General features: G+C 37.6%; 16 protein-coding genes. 11 read left to right on the forward strand and 5 right to left on the reverse strand.

Features of this window, described 5'->3' with window-relative positions; translation table 11 throughout:
* The 10 genes from A0F92_RS08810 to A0F92_RS08850 all read left to right on the forward strand — a co-directional run.
* The coding region (locus A0F92_RS08810) for a DUF6973 domain-containing protein (protein ID WP_068244454.1) at positions 1-913 on the forward strand (913 nt) is incomplete at its 5' end.
* 3 nt (positions 914-916) lie between these two features.
* A complete protein-coding gene (locus A0F92_RS08815; protein ID WP_068244457.1) occupies positions 917-1,267 on the forward strand; it encodes a hypothetical protein in 351 nt (116 codons plus the stop codon).
* A 329-nt stretch (positions 1,268-1,596) separates the two neighbouring features.
* Entirely contained in the window at positions 1,597-1,734 is a 138-nt protein-coding gene (locus A0F92_RS16060) for a DUF4113 domain-containing protein (RefSeq protein WP_167516954.1), read from the forward strand.
* A 480-nt stretch (positions 1,735-2,214) separates the two neighbouring features.
* The gene (locus A0F92_RS08820) at positions 2,215-3,033 is read left to right on the forward strand and encodes an AraC family transcriptional regulator (protein WP_068244655.1); all 819 of its coding nucleotides are present in this window, start codon (positions 2,215-2,217) and stop codon (positions 3,031-3,033) included.
* A gap of 191 nt (positions 3,034-3,224) precedes the next feature.
* Entirely contained in the window at positions 3,225-4,718 is a 1,494-nt protein-coding gene (locus A0F92_RS08825; RefSeq protein ID WP_068244460.1) for a multicopper oxidase family protein, read from the forward strand.
* 16 nt (positions 4,719-4,734) lie between these two features.
* Entirely contained in the window at positions 4,735-5,169 is a 435-nt protein-coding gene (locus A0F92_RS08830; RefSeq protein ID WP_068244658.1) for a DoxX family protein, read from the forward strand.
* Positions 5,160-5,936 (forward strand): sulfite exporter TauE/SafE family protein, encoded by a 777-nt coding sequence (locus A0F92_RS08835; protein ID WP_068244463.1) that lies wholly within the window; start codon positions 5,160-5,162, stop codon positions 5,934-5,936. The genes A0F92_RS08830 and A0F92_RS08835 overlap by 10 nt, the downstream gene beginning before the upstream one ends.
* A gap of 21 nt (positions 5,937-5,957) precedes the next feature.
* Complete coding sequence (locus A0F92_RS08840; protein WP_068244465.1) at positions 5,958-7,331, forward strand: TolC family protein; 1,374 nt, start codon at positions 5,958-5,960, stop codon at positions 7,329-7,331.
* A 9-nt stretch (positions 7,332-7,340) separates the two neighbouring features.
* Complete coding sequence (locus A0F92_RS08845; RefSeq protein ID WP_068244467.1) at positions 7,341-10,511, forward strand: efflux RND transporter permease subunit; 3,171 nt, start codon at positions 7,341-7,343, stop codon at positions 10,509-10,511.
* A gap of 12 nt (positions 10,512-10,523) precedes the next feature.
* Positions 10,524-11,615: an efflux RND transporter periplasmic adaptor subunit gene (locus A0F92_RS08850; RefSeq protein ID WP_068244470.1), complete on the forward strand. Its 1,092-nt coding sequence runs from the start codon at positions 10,524-10,526 to the stop codon at positions 11,613-11,615.
* 319 nt (positions 11,616-11,934) lie between these two features.
* Here A0F92_RS08850 and fumC read toward each other — a convergent pair whose 3' ends face one another.
* Positions 11,935-13,329 (reverse strand): class II fumarate hydratase, encoded by a 1,395-nt coding sequence (gene fumC, locus A0F92_RS08855; RefSeq protein ID WP_068244472.1) that lies wholly within the window; start codon positions 13,327-13,329, stop codon positions 11,935-11,937.
* A 196-nt stretch (positions 13,330-13,525) separates the two neighbouring features.
* Here fumC and A0F92_RS08860 point away from each other — a divergent pair, with 196 nt between their 5' ends.
* Positions 13,526-14,869 carry an alpha-L-fucosidase gene (locus A0F92_RS08860; protein ID WP_167516955.1) on the forward strand — a complete coding sequence of 448 codons (1,344 nt, stop codon included), beginning with the start codon at positions 13,526-13,528 and terminating at the stop codon, positions 14,867-14,869.
* 2 nt (positions 14,870-14,871) lie between these two features.
* Here A0F92_RS08860 and A0F92_RS08865 read toward each other — a convergent pair whose 3' ends face one another.
* From A0F92_RS08865 to gltX, 4 genes are read right to left on the reverse strand one after another with little or no spacing between them, the layout of a single operon-like run.
* Positions 14,872-15,648 (reverse strand): enoyl-CoA hydratase/isomerase family protein, encoded by a 777-nt coding sequence (locus tag A0F92_RS08865; RefSeq protein WP_068244478.1) that lies wholly within the window; start codon positions 15,646-15,648, stop codon positions 14,872-14,874.
* A gap of 3 nt (positions 15,649-15,651) precedes the next feature.
* Positions 15,652-16,071, reverse strand: a complete 420-nt coding sequence (locus tag A0F92_RS08870) for a cobalamin B12-binding domain-containing protein (RefSeq protein ID WP_068244481.1) — start codon at positions 16,069-16,071, stop codon at positions 15,652-15,654.
* 42 nt (positions 16,072-16,113) lie between these two features.
* Positions 16,114-17,688, reverse strand: a complete 1,575-nt coding sequence (locus A0F92_RS08875) for an ArnT family glycosyltransferase (RefSeq protein ID WP_167516956.1) — start codon at positions 17,686-17,688, stop codon at positions 16,114-16,116.
* Positions 17,689-17,720: 32 nt separating this feature from the next.
* The gene (gltX, locus tag A0F92_RS08880; protein ID WP_068244487.1) at positions 17,721-19,241 is read right to left on the reverse strand and encodes a glutamate--tRNA ligase; all 1,521 of its coding nucleotides are present in this window, start codon (positions 19,239-19,241) and stop codon (positions 17,721-17,723) included.
* Between the last annotated feature and the right edge of the window lie 36 nt (positions 19,242-19,277).

A 19,277-nucleotide genomic window follows, 5' to 3' on the forward strand; every position in this document is an offset into this window, starting at 1 on the left:
CGCCGGACCTTACGAGCCCGATTGGAGTTGGTGGTGGACGGGTGGTGTTGGATTTAGTGGAGGAAGTGGATTTTCTCAAACAGTTACTAGTCTTTCAAATCAATTAGGGCTTACTTATGCTCAATCGCTGTGGTTGCAAAATAACCAATTACGTGCTGATGAGATTTACAACTTTTTACAAACCACTATAAATCCACGTGCAAATAATATTGCAATTGAGCATATAGATAAATTGATGTCAGATTTAGATTACTTAGCCTTTAATCAACAATATTTTTCTAATAGCAATAGTAACAATGTTTGGTGGGAAGATGATAATTGGTTAAACGAACCCAATAATTTTAACTTAGATTTAGATGAAAATCAAAATGGGCAATATGATAGATTAACCGCAGCAGAAAAAGCTTTAGTTAAAAAATATCCGACTCATGCATATATGATAAGTAAAAACAAACCGGTAGCTGAACAAGAGACTGTTGCAATCTTTGGAAAAAATGGCTTAAATGATAAGAGTGATGCTTTTAGACATGCTTTTTTTAATGCCATGAACAGAAGAGACTTAGGTTTAGACCCAATGACACTTGAAAATATTGCTAAACTTTTTTCTGATGCGCACGAAAGTGAAGTATCCCCTCAGCTACAAAAAGAAAAAGATATGGATTTGTGGAACAATGCTGTTGGGCATATGGTTGGAAATGTAATGTTTCCAATTTTTACATCAAATTCAAGTCTTTCATCTGATGTACTAACAAAACTCACAAATGGAGAATTAAGATATTTAAAGCCAGTTGAACCTACACCACCACCAGGAAGTAATGGAATAAATAATGATTTTTGGCATGTCAATGGTAATCCCAAATTAGGCCGACATGGAATTACTTCTGCTACCCAACTCACACCAACAAATCAATGATATATGAAAAACTTGTTAATTTTAATAATTACTATATCCAAATTATTTACTTCTTGTGGAAATCCAGAGATTAAGATTACTATTAAAAATAAGAGCAATGAATCGATTAAACAGCTGATATTTTATGTACAAGGCAATGAGTATAAGGTCGACAAAATAGAAGCGAAAAAATATTCGACAATTAGTATAAATAAAAATAACCTTACTCTAAATAGTCACGATTTTAGGATTGAATCAACAGTTATTTTAAAAAGCGGGAAAATAAATCGTGGCTTTTATTATTCTGATTTATCTAGTAGACCCAACTCAGAATATACAATTGAGGTTTATGATTCTATTTCTGTAATTAAATAGCAAATAGTAAAGTACTGCCTACAATAACTAGCCGTTCATATTGCCCGAAGGGCAAGACATGAACACCTCTGTTGTACGGAACCGGTGAATTAGATTATCTATAAATTTTTTGGGGTGTTGTTATGGAGTACAAAGCAAGCGGAGCGCTAGTTAATGATTATGGACAGGCATTATGCTTTTGCCCAGGTGGTTTTTCTTCCCTTCATTTTTAGTGTAGGGACATAAGGAACACTGCCCGGTTTAGTATAATGGCAAAGCAGGGGCAGCTTTTTTTTCCCGTAAATACTTCCGCGGTGGTCCCCGCTCTGCAAATAATTGTATGGTGATAAGTGTACCTGTTTTGCAGCAGTGACATTTGCGCAACCGGGGTATTAGGTTCTGAGTCCGGTCGCAACTGTAAAATGTGGCAGGAATTGCGTAGCCCCCGCTATACCGCCCGTTGGAAATCGTTGCCTGAGGTGCGTTAAGGCTAAGCCCGCCGCAACCAATTAAATACCCATTCCTTTACTTAAATGTACATTCAATACTGCTTCCGATACATATTCGATAAATGTTTCACTCAACAGTGTTGCACAACGCTGTAAATAGGGATAAGTATTGAAAATGTATACTAAGGAAAGCAGCAAAATGTTTGACGTTTCAAAATGGAAAGAATGTAATAAGTAAAGCAACAGGTTATGGGTAAGAGTTACTTTAGTGTTATACGTAATCCGGCACTGATCTTACAAAATTCAACCAAAACAAGACTTTAATAAAATCTATCATTGTTGTTCGACTAAAATTGGGGTTAAATAAACACCGGCAAAACTTTTAACTTACCCCAACATTAGTAAATTTTTTGTATGGTAACTCCAACTTAACCAATCCGGATGGTTCTAATGAATTTCCCTTTTTATTTATACTTTAGTTGGTCAATAGGCAATGATAGCCCAATTATAATAATATTTATGCCATTTCAAATCAACATAAAAGATAAAAGTGAAACAGGCAAGTTAATTAAGATCACACTGTTTAAGAAGGAGATTAGGAAAACTGAACCACACAAACACAATAATTATTTTGAAATCATTTACCTTTCAAAAGGTAGCGGCACTCATGCTATTGATTACACCAAATACAAAGTACAGCCACCAGTTATTTTCTTTGTGCGTAAGGAACAGGTTCATTATTGGGACTTACGCACGGTGCCTGAAGGGTATGTATTAATTTTAAAAAAAGGTTTTATTGATAAGAGCCTTGATGTAGAACTGAAAGCATTATTGACTAAAGTAAGCAGTTTTTCCAGTTTGCAGGTAAAAGATACCAGCACCATTAATCAACTCTTTCAGTTGCTTACCAAAGAAAACGATACAACCAATGAAAACCGCTTTCCTGTTGTGGAAGGACTGCTAAAAGCGCTGTTAGCAAAAATATTAGAAGTGGCTAAGCCACTTATCAATAACGTGAAAGTAAAGGCAGATCTCTTTCAATCATTCAGGGAACTACTCTCGCAAAACAAGGAAATAAAAAACAATGTAGCATACTATGCAGGCTTGTTAAATACAACTCCGCAAAACCTTAATGCAGTCTGCCGCAAAGCTGTAAATCAGTCCGCAGCAGAAGTACTTGCAGAACACCTAATCAGTGAAGCCAAACGCTTATTGATTTATACCGATAATACCGTTTCTGAAATCTCCTTTGCCTTAGACTTTAACGACCCTTCTCATTTCGTTAAATATTTTAAACGCTATACTGGGTATACTCCACAGGCTTTTCGAAGCCAGTAACCCCAGTACCATAGTATTTTCAAATATACCATACTTAATTAATTTCATGTACCATCTTTGTTAGGGGATAAATTGTTTTTCATACCCTAAAAATCTGAATGAACAATACTTTAAAATATTTATTTTACTTGTATTGTCTGTGGTAAGCAATTCATTTCTCAGATGGCTTGACTAATTTAAAAAATTAAGTTATGGATCGTAGAAAATTTATTAAATCAGCCGGGTTAGCAATGCCCATTGCAAGTAATTTGCCAATGAGTAGCTTAGTACATAGTGAACCTGATAGCCACAAATTTTCCTTAGAAGCAAAGGATGTAACACTACAAGATGAAAAAGCAGATTATACAATTCATATCGGCACAGGGTTGGTAGAGGTAGGCACACAGCATTTCATTTCTACAACCACATACAATGGCGAGTTTCCGGGTCCTTTATTGCGCTTTAAAGAAGGACAAAAAGCAATAGTAGATATTTATAATGATACAGACACACCTGAACAATTGCATTGGCATGGGCAGTTTTTGCCGACTGATGTTGATGGTGCTGCAGAAGAAGGCACCCCTTATATCCCTGCTCATGGGATGCGCCGTGAAGTTTTTGTACCTAAGCCTGCCGGTTTTAGGTTTTACCATACGCACTTGGTAGCTGGAGCTAATTTAAATGTTGGGCAATACTCCGGGCAGGTTGGTCCTGTTTATATTGAACCAAAAAATGAACCTGGCAATTATGATCGTGAAGCATTTATTATACTTAAGGAGTTCGAGCCTTACTTTATGCGGGGCGGCGATATGGCTATGGATGTCCTCACTGGTGAATCAATTCCCAATTTAGCAGCCATACAGGAGAAAGCCGAAAAGGAATCTCTAATTAAAACAAAAGGGTATGAAGTTGGGTATAATATTTTTACTATTAATGGCCGTCAGTTCGGTCATGGTGATCCTATTCGTGTTAAGGAGGGCGAAAGAGTACTATTCCATATACTTAATGGGAGTGCCACTGAAATCAGAAGCCTTGCATTGCCAGGTCATAGTTTTAAAGTGGTGGCTTTGGACGGGAACCCGGTACCAAATCCACGAGAAGTTCCTGTGTTATGGATAGGTACCGCTGAGCGAATATCTGCAATTGTAGAGATGAGAAATCCTGGTATATGGGTTATGGGCGATTTGTCTGATGATGACAGAAGTAACGGTATGGGTATTGTGATAGAATATGCAAACCATACAGGGAAACCACAATGGAAAACACCAGAACCATTTAAATGGGATTATACAATTTTTGGGAATGATTTTGGAATAGTAAGTCAGCCTGATGAGGTAATTAATTTGTTGTTTGCTAAACAAAATGCCGCTGAAAATGGGTTTAACAGATGGACCATAAACGGGGTTGCTTTTAACATGATGGACATGAAGCCTATGTTTCATCTGCAACAAGGCAAGCGGTATCGTTTGCTTATGCGCAATGCTTCAGATGATATTCATCCGATGCATCTCCACCGCCATAGTTTCGAGATTACAAGAATTGGAGGTAAGTCAACAACAGGTATTATAAAAGATGTTGTTATGTTGGGTGGTTTTCAAGAAATGCATCTTGATTTTACAGCAGATAATCCGGGATTAACTTTAATGCATTGCCACATGCAACTTCACATGGATTTTGGTTTTATGTGTTTATTTAATTATAAATAAAATAAATTTTATAACTATGTTATATAAAATCATCCATTCGGATAATGAACCTACTGCAATTATCATCCGGTTAATGGTGGGAGCAGTATTCCTTTCGGAAGGGATACAGAAATTTTTATATGCAGATGCTTTGGGCGCAGGCCGTTTCGCAAAAATAGGCTTACCCAACCCTGATTTTTTAGGTCCTTTTGTGGGCAGTTTCGAAATAATTTGCGGCACACTGGTTTTAATAGGTTTGTTTACAAGGTTGGCAGCTATTCCTTTACTCATTATCATGTTGGTTTCAATTGCAACTACAAAAGCAGAACTTTTACACAATAATGGCTTCTGGTCAATGTTGCATGATAGCCGTACTGACTGGTCAATGTTTTTGGGAAATATTTTCTTAATCATCAAAGGAGGTGGCAAATGGTCGATAGATAAACAAATTGAAAAACAAAAATGGAAATAATTATTTTATCAGTAGCGGCATTTATAATAGCTATACTTACTTTTTTTTCCGGGTTTGGGTTGGGTACTATCCTTACCCCAGTATTTATGATTTTCTTTCCTGCAGAGGTAGCCATTGCATCAGTTGGAATAATTCATTTTTTCAATAATATGCTTATCGCAGGAATGGTTGGTAAAAATGCCGATAAAACAGTTTTGATTCAATTTGGTATCCCTGCAATACTTGTATCATTCGCAGGTGCATGGCTGCTGATGAATATTTCAAATCTTCCTGACCTTTATTCCTATACTATTTCTGAACACCTATTTCAAGTAAAGCCTGTAAAATTCATCATTGCAATTTTGCTTATCGGTTTTACACTGTTCGAGATTATACCAGTTTTAAAGGCAACCCAGTTTAGTAAAAACAAGCTGCCAATTGGTGGTTTACTAAGTGGTTTTTTGGGTGGACTTTCCGGCCTCCAGGGAGCATTAAGAAGTGCTTTTTTAATAAAATCAGGCTTATCAAAAGAAGCATTCATTGCATCTGCGGCAGTGTTATCTGTTTTTGTAGATATCACAAGGCTCTCTGTTTACGCAACGCGATTTTCCGAAACCAGCCGTCATGAAAATTTGAGTTATGTTTTTGCCGCAACACTTGCTGCCTTAACCGGTTCGTTAATTGGTAAAAGAATTTTTAAAAAAATTACCCTAAAGTTTATACAGGTAACCGTAGTTATTATGCTTTTTGTTATTGCCATTGCTTTGGGCACAGGACTTTTTTTATAATTGAAATAAATTAAATATACAATGATAAAATTATATAAAAGTATAAAAATTAGTTATTGTTTGCTATTACTGCTGCTGCACCTGAAAGGTCTTGCACAACAACCACAAACAAAACTGCCGCAATTGTTGCAATTGGCAGAAAAAAACTATCCTTTACTGAAATCAAAAATGCTGGATGTTCAGGCCGCACAAAAAGGTATAAATATAAGCAAGAATACTTTGATTCCTTCTATAGATGCATCCTACCAAATGGACTATGCCACTTACAATAATATTACCGGTATGGCATATCCGCAATTTATAATGCCTATCAGTGGGCCGCCATCTTCCTCTAATAGTATGAGTGGTGTATTTGGCAGTGCTGCGAGCCTTTTACTTAATTGGCAACCCATCACATTCGGTCAAAGAAAAGCTCAGATTGATTTTGCAAAAGCAGGCTTGCAGTACGCCAATGCGGATGCCGAAAATGAAATATTTCAACACAAAATAAAAGTAATCAATGCCTATCTTGATGTAATAACTGCCACTGAGTTGGTAAAAGTGTATCAGAATAATTTACAAAGAACAGAGGTCAATTTACAGGCAGTTCGATCACTTGTTGTAAATGGTATAAGGCCTGGTGTTGATACCGAATTATTCAAGGCCGAAAATTCAAAAGCAAAAGTTGAATTGCTGAACAGTCAAAAATACAAAGAACAAACCCTTATCTATTTAACTCAGCTACTTGCAACAGATAATTATGTTACTGTTGCCGATACTTTTTTCTTTTCCAAACTTCCTGTAACAAATTTTAGTGCCGATTCAGTTAAAAATCCATTGATTCATTTATACAACTCCAATATTGTTATCGGTTTTGCCCGTAAGAAAGTACTTTCAAAAACCACTATGCCAACTTTGGGCACATGGAGCACACTTTATGCAAGAGGTTCTGGTGTTGCATACAATGGTACGGTAAAAGCTACAGATGGCCTGGGCTTTCAAAGTATGAATTATGGTATAGGTTTACAGATAAGTGTACCGCTTTTACAATCTGCAAGAATTCGACCACAGTTACAGCAACAGGACTTTCTGATACAATCAAATCAGGAAAAACTTAACGAAATTCAATTGCAATTGAAAAAACAAAATGCATTGGCCGATACTTCTCTCAATAGTGCATTTGCCATTGTAAAAGAAAGCCCTTTGTTTTTAGAATCTGCCCGGTTTTCATACAGTTCTATGCAATCCCGTTATCAGTCTGGCCTCGCTACAATTTCAGATTTCTTACAGGCCCAATATGCTTTGATAAAAGCAGAAATAGATAACAAGCTTTCATACATGGGCGTTTGGAAAGCTTTCTTGTATAAAGCAGCCGTGAATGGAGACATTAACTTATTTATTAATCAGGCTAACTAAAAACAAATTATGAATTTACTAAAAGGAGCATTACAAAAACCTGTTACTATTATAGTAGTTATTTTAGCTATCCTGTTTTTTTCATATTTGGCTATTAAAAAAATGAGGATCGATATTTTTCCTCAGTTAGGATTGCCAACTGTTTATGTAGCTCAACCTTATGGCGGATTATCACCAGAACAAATGGAAGGTTTTGTTACCTCTTATTACGAATATCATTTTTTATATGTAACCGGCGTTAAGTTTGTAGAATCGAAATCTATTCAGGGAGCAGCGCTTATTAAAATACAGTTTAATGAAGGCACTAATATGAGCCAGGCAATGGCAGAAGTGGTAGGGTATGTAAATAGGGCAAAAGCTTTTATGCCACCAGGAACTGTGCCGCCATTTATTACTCGTTTTGATGCAGGAAGTGTGCCGGTTGGAGAATTGGTCTTTACTTCTAAAACCAGAACATTAGGTGAGATATCTGATCTTGCACTATTCAGGGTACGACCCATGTTTGCTACTCTTCCGGGAGTATCTGCCCCACCTCCGTTTGGCGGCAATCAGAAAACTGTTATAGTAAATGTTGACCCAAATAAAGTAAGGGCATACAATCTTTCACCTGATGAGATAGTTCAGGCATTAGTGAAAGCAAATAGCATTACCCCTGCTGGTAATATAAGAGAGGGAGACCAAACTTTGATTACGTCTCAGAATGCAGTTGTTAATAATGTGCAGGAATTGGCAAATGTGCCCATTAGAATAGGCCCAGGGCCAACTGTTTACATTCGGGATATTTCCAGTGTAAATATTGGTTCAGATATAACTACAAGTTATGCTTTGGTAAATGGCAAACGTTCCGTTTATATCCCTGTTACCAAGCGCTCAGACGCTTCTACGTGGGATGTGGTGCAAAGAGTAAAAGCGGCTCTGCCAGATATGCAGGCAGCAGTACCAAGCGATATCAAAGTGGCTTATGAATTTGACCAGTCTGGTTATGTAATTAACTCAGTAAAGAGTCTTTCATTTGAAGGGGCTCTTGGAGCCGTCCTAACAGGGTTAATGGTATTACTTTTTTTAGGCGACCAAAGAAGTGCCTTAATTGTTGTGCTAACTATTCCTATGTCAATTCTGTCAGCGATTATATTGTTGAACTTGTTTGGTCAAACTATCAATATAATGACGTTGGGAGGGTTGGCGTTAGCTGTTGGTATTCTGGTGGATGAGGGAACGGTGACAATTGAAAACATTCACCGGCATTTGGAGATGGGTAAATCTAAATCTAAAGCTATTCTTGATGGTTGCAGGGAAATTTTTATACCCAAACTGCTAATTCTGCTTTGCATTCTTTCTGTATTTGTACCATCACTTTTTATGAGTGGGGTTCCTGAAGGAATGTTCCTTCCTTTGTCTTTGTCAGTTGGCTTTGCGATGATTTCCTCATTTCTTATTTCAAATACAATAATTCCCGTATTCTCGAATTGGATATTAAGAGGCAATCAGTTTAATCATTCAGGTAGCCACAAAGAAAGTCGTTTTGAAATATTTCGCCATAAGTATATTGTTTGGCTGGAACAATTTATTAAAGGAGCAAAATGGAAATCCCTGGCTTATGTTTTAGGTTCAATTGTTTTAGTAGTAATATTATTTTCATTAATAGGTACGGATATATTTCCAAAAGTAGATGCGGGGCAGGCACAAGTTAGGTTGAGAATGCCAACCGGAACCCGAATAGAAAGAACCGAAGGTGCTACACAAAAACTTTTGCATTTAGCCGATAGTATAACAAAAGGGAATATAGAAGCTAGTTCAGCTTTTATTGGCACACAACCTTCTAGTTTTCCTATTAACCTTGTTTACTTATGGACAAGCGGCCCGCAGGAATCTGTAATTAAATTCAACCTTAATAAAGAGGCAGGTATTGGTATTGAAAATTTTAAAGAACAAATGAGAAAAGCAGTGCACCAATCACTTCCTGATGCAACAATATCTTTTGAACCAGGCGATTTAGTAGAGCAAGTTTTAAACTTAGGTTCCAGTAACCCAATAGAAATTGCAGTATTGGGCAGAGACCTTTCTCAATCAAGATTAGTTGCGGAAAAATTAAATAATAAATTGAAAAGTATTACTTATTTAAGAGATGTTCAAATTGCAACACCATTAGATTACCCGGAAATTAAAATAGATATTGATAGAGTGAAAGCAGGCCAATTAGGGTTAACTGTTGATCAAATCAGCAAATCAACAGTAGCAGCCACTTCATCAAGCCGGTTTACGCAACCCAATTATTGGTTAGATAAAAATTCGGGGATAGCTTATCAGGTGCAGATAGAATATCCGCAATACAAAATAAACAGTAATGAACAACTGGGACTGGTACCTGTTTCGGGCAATGTTGGTAACCCGGTTTATTTAAGAGATGCTGCTTCCATGCAAAGAATTACTACACCTGGTGAATATGACCGCATTAATCAGCAACGCTTCATTACTATTACTGCCAATATTCATAATAAAGACTTAGGTACAGCCCTTAAAGAAGTAAATGTTAAAATAGCCTCTCTAAGTCAGCTTCCACAAGGTGTAAAAATAATGGTAAGGGGCCAGTCAGAATTACTCCATGAAACCATGAGTGAACTACAATCAGGGTTATTGATTGCTATTATAGTAATTCTTTTAATGTTAGCCGTAAACTTTCAGTCATTTAAACTTTCACTTACTATTCTTTCCATCATACCAACTGTAGTAGCGGGATCTATATTGTTGTTATTGTTAACTGGAAAAACGTTAAACATACAATCCTATATGGGTACTATAATGGCTGTTGGTGTAGCAGTAGCCAACGCAATTTTGTTTGTTACAAATGCAGAGCTCCACCGTAAACGAGATTTTTCATCCGGCTTTACTATCATTGCTACGTTTAACCGCTTGCGACCTATATTAATGACAAATATTGCTATGATAGCAGGGATGATACCTATGTCTTTGGGCATAGGAGAAGGTGGCGATCAGTCTGCCCCTTTGGCGATAGCAGTAATTGGGGGCTTGATATTCTCTGCTGTTAGTACACTCATATTCTTACCAATGATCTATTCTTATGTAGTTGGAAATCAACCCTACAAAAATCCTTCGTTTGACCCCGAAGACGAGAATAGTATTTATTATGAAGCAGGCAATACAAATAATTCATCTTTATAAACCAGCATTAGCATGAAAAATATTAAAGGCATATTGATTTTTACCATTGCATCTTTTACACTTGCAATGGGTTGTAAAAACAAAGAAAACAGATTGCAAATGCCAAGAGCTACAACAGATTCAGTTGCAGCTTTTATTTTGAAAAAAGAAACCTTCAACAAGGAAGTTTCCTTCCCCGGTGAATTTCTTCCATTAGAGAAGGCCGAGATATATACTAAAGTACCCGGTTATATTAAAACCCTGAAAGTAGATATTGGGGATTGGGTTCAGGAAGGACAAGTTTTAGCGGTTTTGGAAGCACCTGAAATAATTGCCAATTATGCACAAAATCATTCGGATGTTCAAACAGCAAGGTCAAAATATATGGGAAGTTTGGATGCATACAATCGTATCTTGAATGCAGCAAAAGTAGAGGGTACCATTGCAGCAGGGGAAATAGAAAGAATCAAAAGTCAGATGTTGGCAGATAGTGCCACATTAGAAGCTGCAAAATACAGGCTTAATGCTTATGCACAATTAAAAGATTACCTGATAATCCGTGCTCCCTTCAACGGTATAGTAACCCAACGAAATGTTGACCCTGGCACCTTGGTGGGAACAGGAAACACCAATCCTATTTTGATAGTAGAAAATAATAGTATCCTTCGTTTACGCTTGCCAGTACCGGAGGCTTATGTCTCAGCTAATGTAAAAGGTGCCTCTGTTAAGTTTACTGTTGATGCTTATCCAGATGTTTTATTCAAGGCTAAATTATCCAGAAAAGCAGGAGCTTTAAATCTTACTAATAGAACTGAAATCTGGGAATTTCTTTATGTAAACAAAGGAAATCAATTAAAACCAGGCATGTTTGCAAATGCTAACTTAACATTTTACAGGTCAACGCCTTCTTTTATGGTACCTTCTACTGCAATTGTAACCAATCAGGAAAAACGTTTTGTTATCCGATTGAAAGATGGGAAAACAGAATGGGTGGAAGTTCGCAATGGGATTTCTGTAGATAATAAAACGGAAATTTTCGGTAACTTATCGGAAGGTGATACTTTATTAGTTAACGGAACAGATCAACTAAATACAGGAACTAACTTGAATCCAAAATTTCAATAAAAAATATAAATAACGTGTTGTGCTATTAAAATCTGTTTTCGTTTGAAACTCATTGCCTAATGGTGTTTCAGTAAACTCTGTATAACTAATGGATGTTGAGCCAAGTTTATTGAAACTTATGCCTAGTAAGCCTTTCAGAGCGTAATAGCACAATGCGTTATAAATAATGATTTAGTGTTTGTTTAGAAAAAATAGATGTTTGAATAATGTATTAATTTCATTCGTTTATAGAGTTCGACAGATTGCCAAATAAATAGGCGTTTCTGTTTTTGTTAAAATGAATCATGTATATCTAATAGGTGTTAATTGCCATTCAAAACTATAAACCTACCATATTAGCCGGTACTACCCATTCATCAAACTGTTCAGGAGTAACATAGCCTAATGTAACGGCCATTTCTTTTAAAGTAGTACCTTCTTTATGTGCCTTTTGTGCAATTTCAGCGGCTTTGTAATAACCAATTTTGGTGTTTAAAGCAGTAACAAGCATCAACGAATTGTCTACATGCTTTTTAATATTGGCTTCAATAGGCTCAATACCCGTAGCACATTTATCATTAAAACTTACACAGCCTTCGCCAATTAAACGGGCACTGTGTAAAAAGTTGTATACCATCATGGGTTTAAATACATTCAATTCAAAATGACCGGTAGCCCCGCCAATATTAATGGCCACATCATTCCCCATAACCTGCGCCGCAATCATGGTTAAAGCCTCACATTGGGTCGGGTTCACTTTCCCGGGCATGATAGAAGAACCGGGTTCATTGTCGGGAATATGAATTTCGCCAATGCCACTCCGTGGGCCCGATGATAACATGCGGATATCATTGGCAATTTTCATTAAACTTACGGCTACTGTTTTTAAAGCGCCATGTGCTTCCACAATGGCATCGTGAGCAGCTAAGGCTTCAAATTTATTAGTGGCTGTAACAAAGGGTAATCCGGTTAGTTCTGCAATTTTTTTAGCTACCAACACATCATACCCTTTTGGGGTATTAATACCTGTGCCTACTGCTGTGCCGCCCAAAGCTAACTCGCTTAAATGCGATAAACTGTTTTGAATGGCTTTTAAACCATGCGTTAGTTGTGCTACATAACCGCTAAATTCCTGGCCCAATGTTAATGGTGTAGCATCCATAAAATGGGTACGGCCAATTTTAACCACATGCATAAATGCTTTGCTTTTTTCAGCCAGGGTATCTCTCAGTTTGGTGATACCGGGAATGGTAGTTTCCATCAGCATTTTGTAAGCTGCAATGTGCATGGCTGTTGGAAAGGTATCGTTGGAAGATTGCGATTTATTCACATCATCATTCGGGTGTAAAAATTTTTCTTTATCGGTTAATTGTCCACCTTTTAATACATGAGCCCTGTATGCAATTACTTCGTTTACGTTCATATTACTTTGTGTGCCGCTTCCCGTTTGCCATACTACCAGCGGAAATTGCTCATCTAATTTTCCGGCTAAAATTTCATCGCAAACGGTAGCAATGGCCTTGCATTTTTCTTCCGATAAAACACCCAATTCAAAATTGGCTAAAGCAGCAGCTTTTTTTAAATAAGCAAATGCCTGTATAATGGGTTTGGGCATTTGATTAATATCTCTTGCAATCTTAAAATTTTCTACACTTCTTTCTGTTTGTGCACCCCAGTATACATGTGCGGGTACTTTTACCTCGCCCATGGTATCTTTTTCAATTCTGTATTCCATGCTGTATGTTTTTTAGGATAATAAAATAACTTTTTGAAGACGGCGCAAAGTTATGACTAAGTTTTATTTGGGTTTAAAAATGTAGGATTTGTTGAAGCAAGGAAGATATTAACGTAATATTGGTATGGCTAAATGAAAATGTATTATGTTTAAAATATACTTATTCGTTTTTTTATTTGTTTTTTCAACAGTTGGCATGTCACAAACCGGTGCAAATGGTTTACAAATATTACCACTTCCTTCAAAAGCGCAGTTGGTATGGCAGGATCAGTCGTTTTACCTGTTTGTTCATTTTGGTCCCAATACATTTACCAATAAAGAATGGGGTTTGGGTGATGAGCCGGAAAATGTTTTTAACCCAACAGCATTAGATTGTAATCAATGGGCACGTATTGCCAAAGCGGCCGGTGCCAAAGGCATTATACTTACGGCCAAACACCATGATGGTTTTTGTTTATGGCCCAGTAAATTCAGTACACATACGGTGGCCCAAAGTAAATGGCAAAATGGTAGGGGAGATGTTTTAAAAGCCTGTGCTGAAGCCTGTAAAGCAAATGGTTTAAAGTTTGGGGTGTATTTATCGCCTTGGGATAGGAACCATCCTCAATATGGCACCCTGGCTTATAATACTGTATTTGTAAATATGTTGAAAGAAGTTTTTACAAATTATGGGCATATAACCGAATTGTGGTGGGATGGTGCCAATGGGGAAGGGCCTAATGGGAAAAAACAAATGTATGATTGGCCATTGTTTGAAAAAACGGTACGTCAACTTTCGCCTGAAACCCTTATTATTAGTGATATTGGCCCAGATATTCGATGGGTGGGCAATGAAAAAGGTATTGCAGGAACTACCAATTGGAACATTTTAGATACCGCCGGATTTATCCGTGGCATAGGTGCACCGCCTTCAGATACTTTACAATCGGGTAATTACAATGGTTGTTGTTTTATACCTGCAGCGTGTGATGTTAGCATCAGGCCTGGTTGGTTTTATCATGCAAAAGAAGATAGTTTGATAAAAACGCCCCAGCAATTGTTTGGTTTGTATGCAAAAAGTATTGGCAGGGGTGCTAATTTATTACTCAATGTGCCACCCAACCGGCAAGGGCGGTTTAGTACACCCGATTCAGCAGCTTTAATAGGTTTTAAAGCGTTGCTTGAAAGGGCTTTTAAAACAGAACTGCTAACAGATAATGCAATGATGAATACGGTTCATTTAAGCAAAAAATCTGTAAAAAGAAGATATCCGGGATACAACTATATTTTTAAAAAACCGGTTATGCTGAATTGTATGGTGTTAGAAGAAGACATAACAAGGGGCCAGGCCATTAGCAGTCTTAAAATTACCGTTAGTTTGCATGGTGTGGTACAGCAATCTATTACCATAACTACTGTTGGTCATCGGCGTATGGTTTGTTTCCCAAGTTGCAGTGCAACTGAAGTTTCAGTAGTAGTTACCGGCGCAAAAAATTTACCGTATATAAAAAGCATCAAAGCTTATCAAATGCCCGATGATGTATTGCAGTTGGTATTATAATTTTATTTTCCGCTGAATACCGGTTTTCTTTTTTCAATAAATGCCTGTGTGCCTTCCTGCATATCGTCTGTAGCAAAGCAAAAGCCAAAAGCATCAATTTCTACCGCATAACCATCTCTGGCTTCATCAAAGGCAGCATTTACGGCGCTAATGCAGGCGCCAATGGCCAATGGTGCTTTGGTATTGATGTTGGCTAGCAGCTTGTAAGTTTCCGGTAATAATTGTTCGGGTTCAAAAACATGATTGACTAAACCATATTGTAAGGCAGTAGTAGTATCAATCATATTACCGCTGATTAATAATTCAATGGCACGGCCTTTGCCAATGAGTTGTACCAAGCGTTGTGTGCCGCCATAGCCGGGTATTAAACCTAGGTTTACTTCAGGCTGGCCAAATTTGGCATTATTTGCTGCTACCCTAAAATGGCAGCTCATGGCTAACTCACAACCGCCACCTAACGCAAATCCATTGACGGCAGCTATAATAGGCTTGGGGCAGTTTTCTATTCTAAAAAAAGTATCTTGTCCGGCCTTGGCCAATGCTTTCCCTTCTTCAACCGATAAGCCTTTGAATTCGGTAATATCAGCACCGGCTACAAATGCTTTGGTACCTGCACCGGTAATTACTGCCGATAAAATTTCATCGTTGGTATACACTTCATCCAATGCTTTATTTAAATCATCAAACACAGCTTTGTTTAATGCATTTAGTTTATCGGGCCGGTTAATAGTAATGGTAAATATGTGGTTGTTTAATTCAGTTAAAATAGTAGTATACATAGTTTAAAATTTTCGGTGTTCAATGGTCCATTCCTGAATATAAATGGCAATTTCGCTAACAGGGGTGCCCGGGGCAAACAATTTGCCAACGCCTAATTGTTGTAAAGCTTTCATATCATCATCGGGAATAATGCCGCCGCCGGTAAGCAAAACATCGTGCATTTGTTTTTCTTTCATTAATTCTAATATACGTGGAAAAACTGTCATGTGCGCACCACTTAAAATACTAATGCCAATGGCATCTACATCTTCCTGTAAAGCTGCATTTACTACCATTTCTGGTGTTTGCCGCAATCCGGTATAAATTACTTCCATTCCTGCATCACGAAGGGCAGTGGCAATAATTTTTGCGCCCCTGTCGTGGCCATCTAATCCCACTTTCGCTACTAACACCCTAATGGGCCTGTTCATTACTGTTGTCATGCAATCGTTTGATTTGTGTTGGCAAAAGTAAGTAAAGCAACATTATTGTTGGGCATATCGGTAATAAGGCGCTTTTAACTGCGCAATTCTTTTTGCTATCCATGAGTTTAATTGCTGATTGCCGTTTTGAAAAAATATGATTTTTGTACCGTTCTCCCTGGCCAACGGATTATTCAGGGAATCGACCACTGTATGTTTTTCAAAAAACTGAAATGCGGTATCACTATTATCGGGCAAGTGTTTTCCTACCAATATTAAATTTTGAATGTGGTAATGATTGGGCATCCATAATAAAAATGAAGCATTATCACTATATACTTCGGGTAAATGATATTGCGGGCCATAATAATTCATAGCCCCTGCAAAGGCATAATTACGGCTGAAAATGAAGGTGTTGTTTTTATCCGTTGCCGATAAACTATTGTAAAAATGCGCCAGTTTAGTGGTGGTGCTTTTCCAGCCTATCATATCTGCAAAATCTTGCGGAAGGGGGTGCATTTGTTGGTCTTCCCACTTAAACAAACCCGTTTGGTTTAAATGGGTACGCGAATAATAAGCTGCTAATTTTTCCGGTGCTGCTACAGGTAATAACAGTGGCAGGGCAAATGAACCCAATAATACGGAAAATACCAATACCGGATATTTTACCCAACGTGCATGGGTTTGTGTAAATTGTTCAATAGCATAACCCCCAAATGCAAATAAAACAGGGTATAGCCCTAATGCATAATAATCTTTTCCATGCAATAGCAATAATAATGCTATCACAGTTAAATAAGCCCATCCGTATAACCTGAATTTTTTGCCTGCCGGTGAGAAGTATACCCAAATAAGGCCGGTAATCCATATATAAAAACAAGGCAGGTTCATGAATAACTGACCCATTAAAAAATCTTTGTAACTAATATGTACTAACTGCGATTGTTGTAATTCCTGCATGTGATGCATTACAGGATAACGGTGTAGGTATTGCCAGATGAGATTGGGTAAAAAAATAAGAAAGCCTATTATGGCGGCAATATAAACTGCCGTTTGGGTAAACAGCTTTCTTTGTTGCGTTAATAATAACCCAACGGTAATGCCTATAGCATAGAATAAAACAGAATCTTTGCTTAATAAACCTAAACCTAAAGCAATGCCACTCATGTAAATCCATTTGCGTTTTTCAGTAACTATCCATTGAAACCAGCAAAAGCCAATGGCTGTATAAAAAAATACTTCTAAAAAATTGGGTTGAAATAAATAAAACAAACGTAGGTAACCATCCAATACAAAAGGTAGCCAGCCTAATATAATTGCCAAAGCTTTGCCACCTAATTGAATAATGATTTTGCCTACTAACAAAAAAGTAAAACAGCCAAATAATGCGGGCCAGATTTTAATCCAAAACACACCATCACCAAAATAGTTTGAAATACACCCAAACAAAGAGAGTAAAGGTGGCGCTTCAAGATATCCCCATGCTAAATGCCTTGCTTCGGCTAAATATAAAAATTCATCGCGGTGCGGTTCATACAAGCTGCTCTGCAAAAAAAATGGAAGTAACAGTTGAATGAAGGCCAGTAAAAACAGTAGTTTATAGACAGGCTTCATCTTTTTTGTGGTAAGATAAAGCATACTACTTTTTTCTAACAATTTTTTTTAAAAAATTAGGCCTGCATGAGTTGCAGTGTATGTTTGATGCGGTGAATGGTGGCTTCTCTGCCAATAGTCGCTGCAATATCAAAAACATGTGGCCCAAATTTACCGCCTACCAGCATAATGCGAAAAGGCAACATCAGTTCGCCAGGTTTTAGCTGATGTGCTGCGGCCATTTCTTTAAAATCTTTTTCTAAATTTTCCGCATCCCAAATGGTTGCTAATTCTAATGTGCGTATCAGTTCTGCAAAAAACTGTTGTTTGGCTGCGTTCCATTTTCCGGCTATGGAGGCGGTATCTATTTGTTCAGGATGTTGAAAGAAAAAAGATGATTGGGCTACAAAGTCGGGTAATACCTGGCAACGTTCTTTCACCAATTCCATTACTTTGTACAAATAGGCATCATTAGTAATGTTAATGCTTGCGTTTTCAAAATAGGGCTTTACTTTATCAGCATATTGTTGAACGGGAAGTTTTTGTAACCAAGAATGGTTAAACCATTTTGCTTTTTCATAATCAAATTTGGCACCGCCTTTATGTATCCGTTCAATTGAAAATTTTTCAATTAATTCCTGTAACGAAAATATTTCCTGTCCGCTTCCATCATTCCAGCCCAACATGGCCAGCATATTTACAAATGCTTCGGGTAAAAAGCCGCGTTCTTTAAAACCGGTGGTGGTATTGCCGGTAGCAGGGTCGGTCCAATCCATGGCAAAAACCGGGAATCCCAATCTTTCACCATCCCGTTTACTGAGTTTACCATTGCCATCGGGTTTTAATATTAAGGGTAAATGCGCCCATTGCGGCATTTTATTCAATCCAAACAAATAGTTCCAAAGTAATATATGTACCGGAGCGCTGGGCAGCCATTCTTCTCCTCTAAAAGCATGCGTAATTTGCATTAAATAATCATCTACCACAACGGCAAGGTGATAGGTAGGCATACCATCTGCTTTCAATAAAACTTTATCATCGCATAAACTGGTATTAAATTCAACGGTTCCTCTTATCATATCATGGCAGGTAACCGTTTCATGCTCCGGCATTTTAATCCGTATTACATAAGGGGTGTTATTCGACAATTTTTCTAATACTGCTTCCGGACTTAATGTAAGCGAATTGGTGCATTGCCTGCGGGTTTGATGATTGTATTGGAAATTAGGAATGGCTTTGCGCTTTTCCTCTAATTCCGCCGGTGTATCAAAAGCATAATAGGCATGGCCTTTTTCAACCAATTTTAATGCATATTGTTTGTATATTTCTTTTCTTTCACTTTGGCGGTAAGGCGCAAATGGGCCACCGTTAACAGGACTTTCTTCCGGAACCAATCCACACCATTGCAAACAATCAAATATGTATTGCTCGGCACCTTCCACAAAACGGGTTTGGTCGGTATCTTCTATTCTTACAATAAAACTGCCCTTGTGTTGCTTGGCAAATAAATAATTAAATAATACAGTGCGTACACCTCCTAAATGCAAACCACCGGTGGGCGATGGGGCAAAACGAACCCTTACTTTTTTATTTTCCATGCTGCAAAGATAATACTGCCGCTTACTTTCTATGCA

The sequence above is a fragment of the Hydrotalea flava genome, assembly GCF_001623405.1.
Classification (GTDB): Bacteria; Bacteroidota; Bacteroidia; order Chitinophagales; family Chitinophagaceae; genus Hydrotalea; species Hydrotalea flava.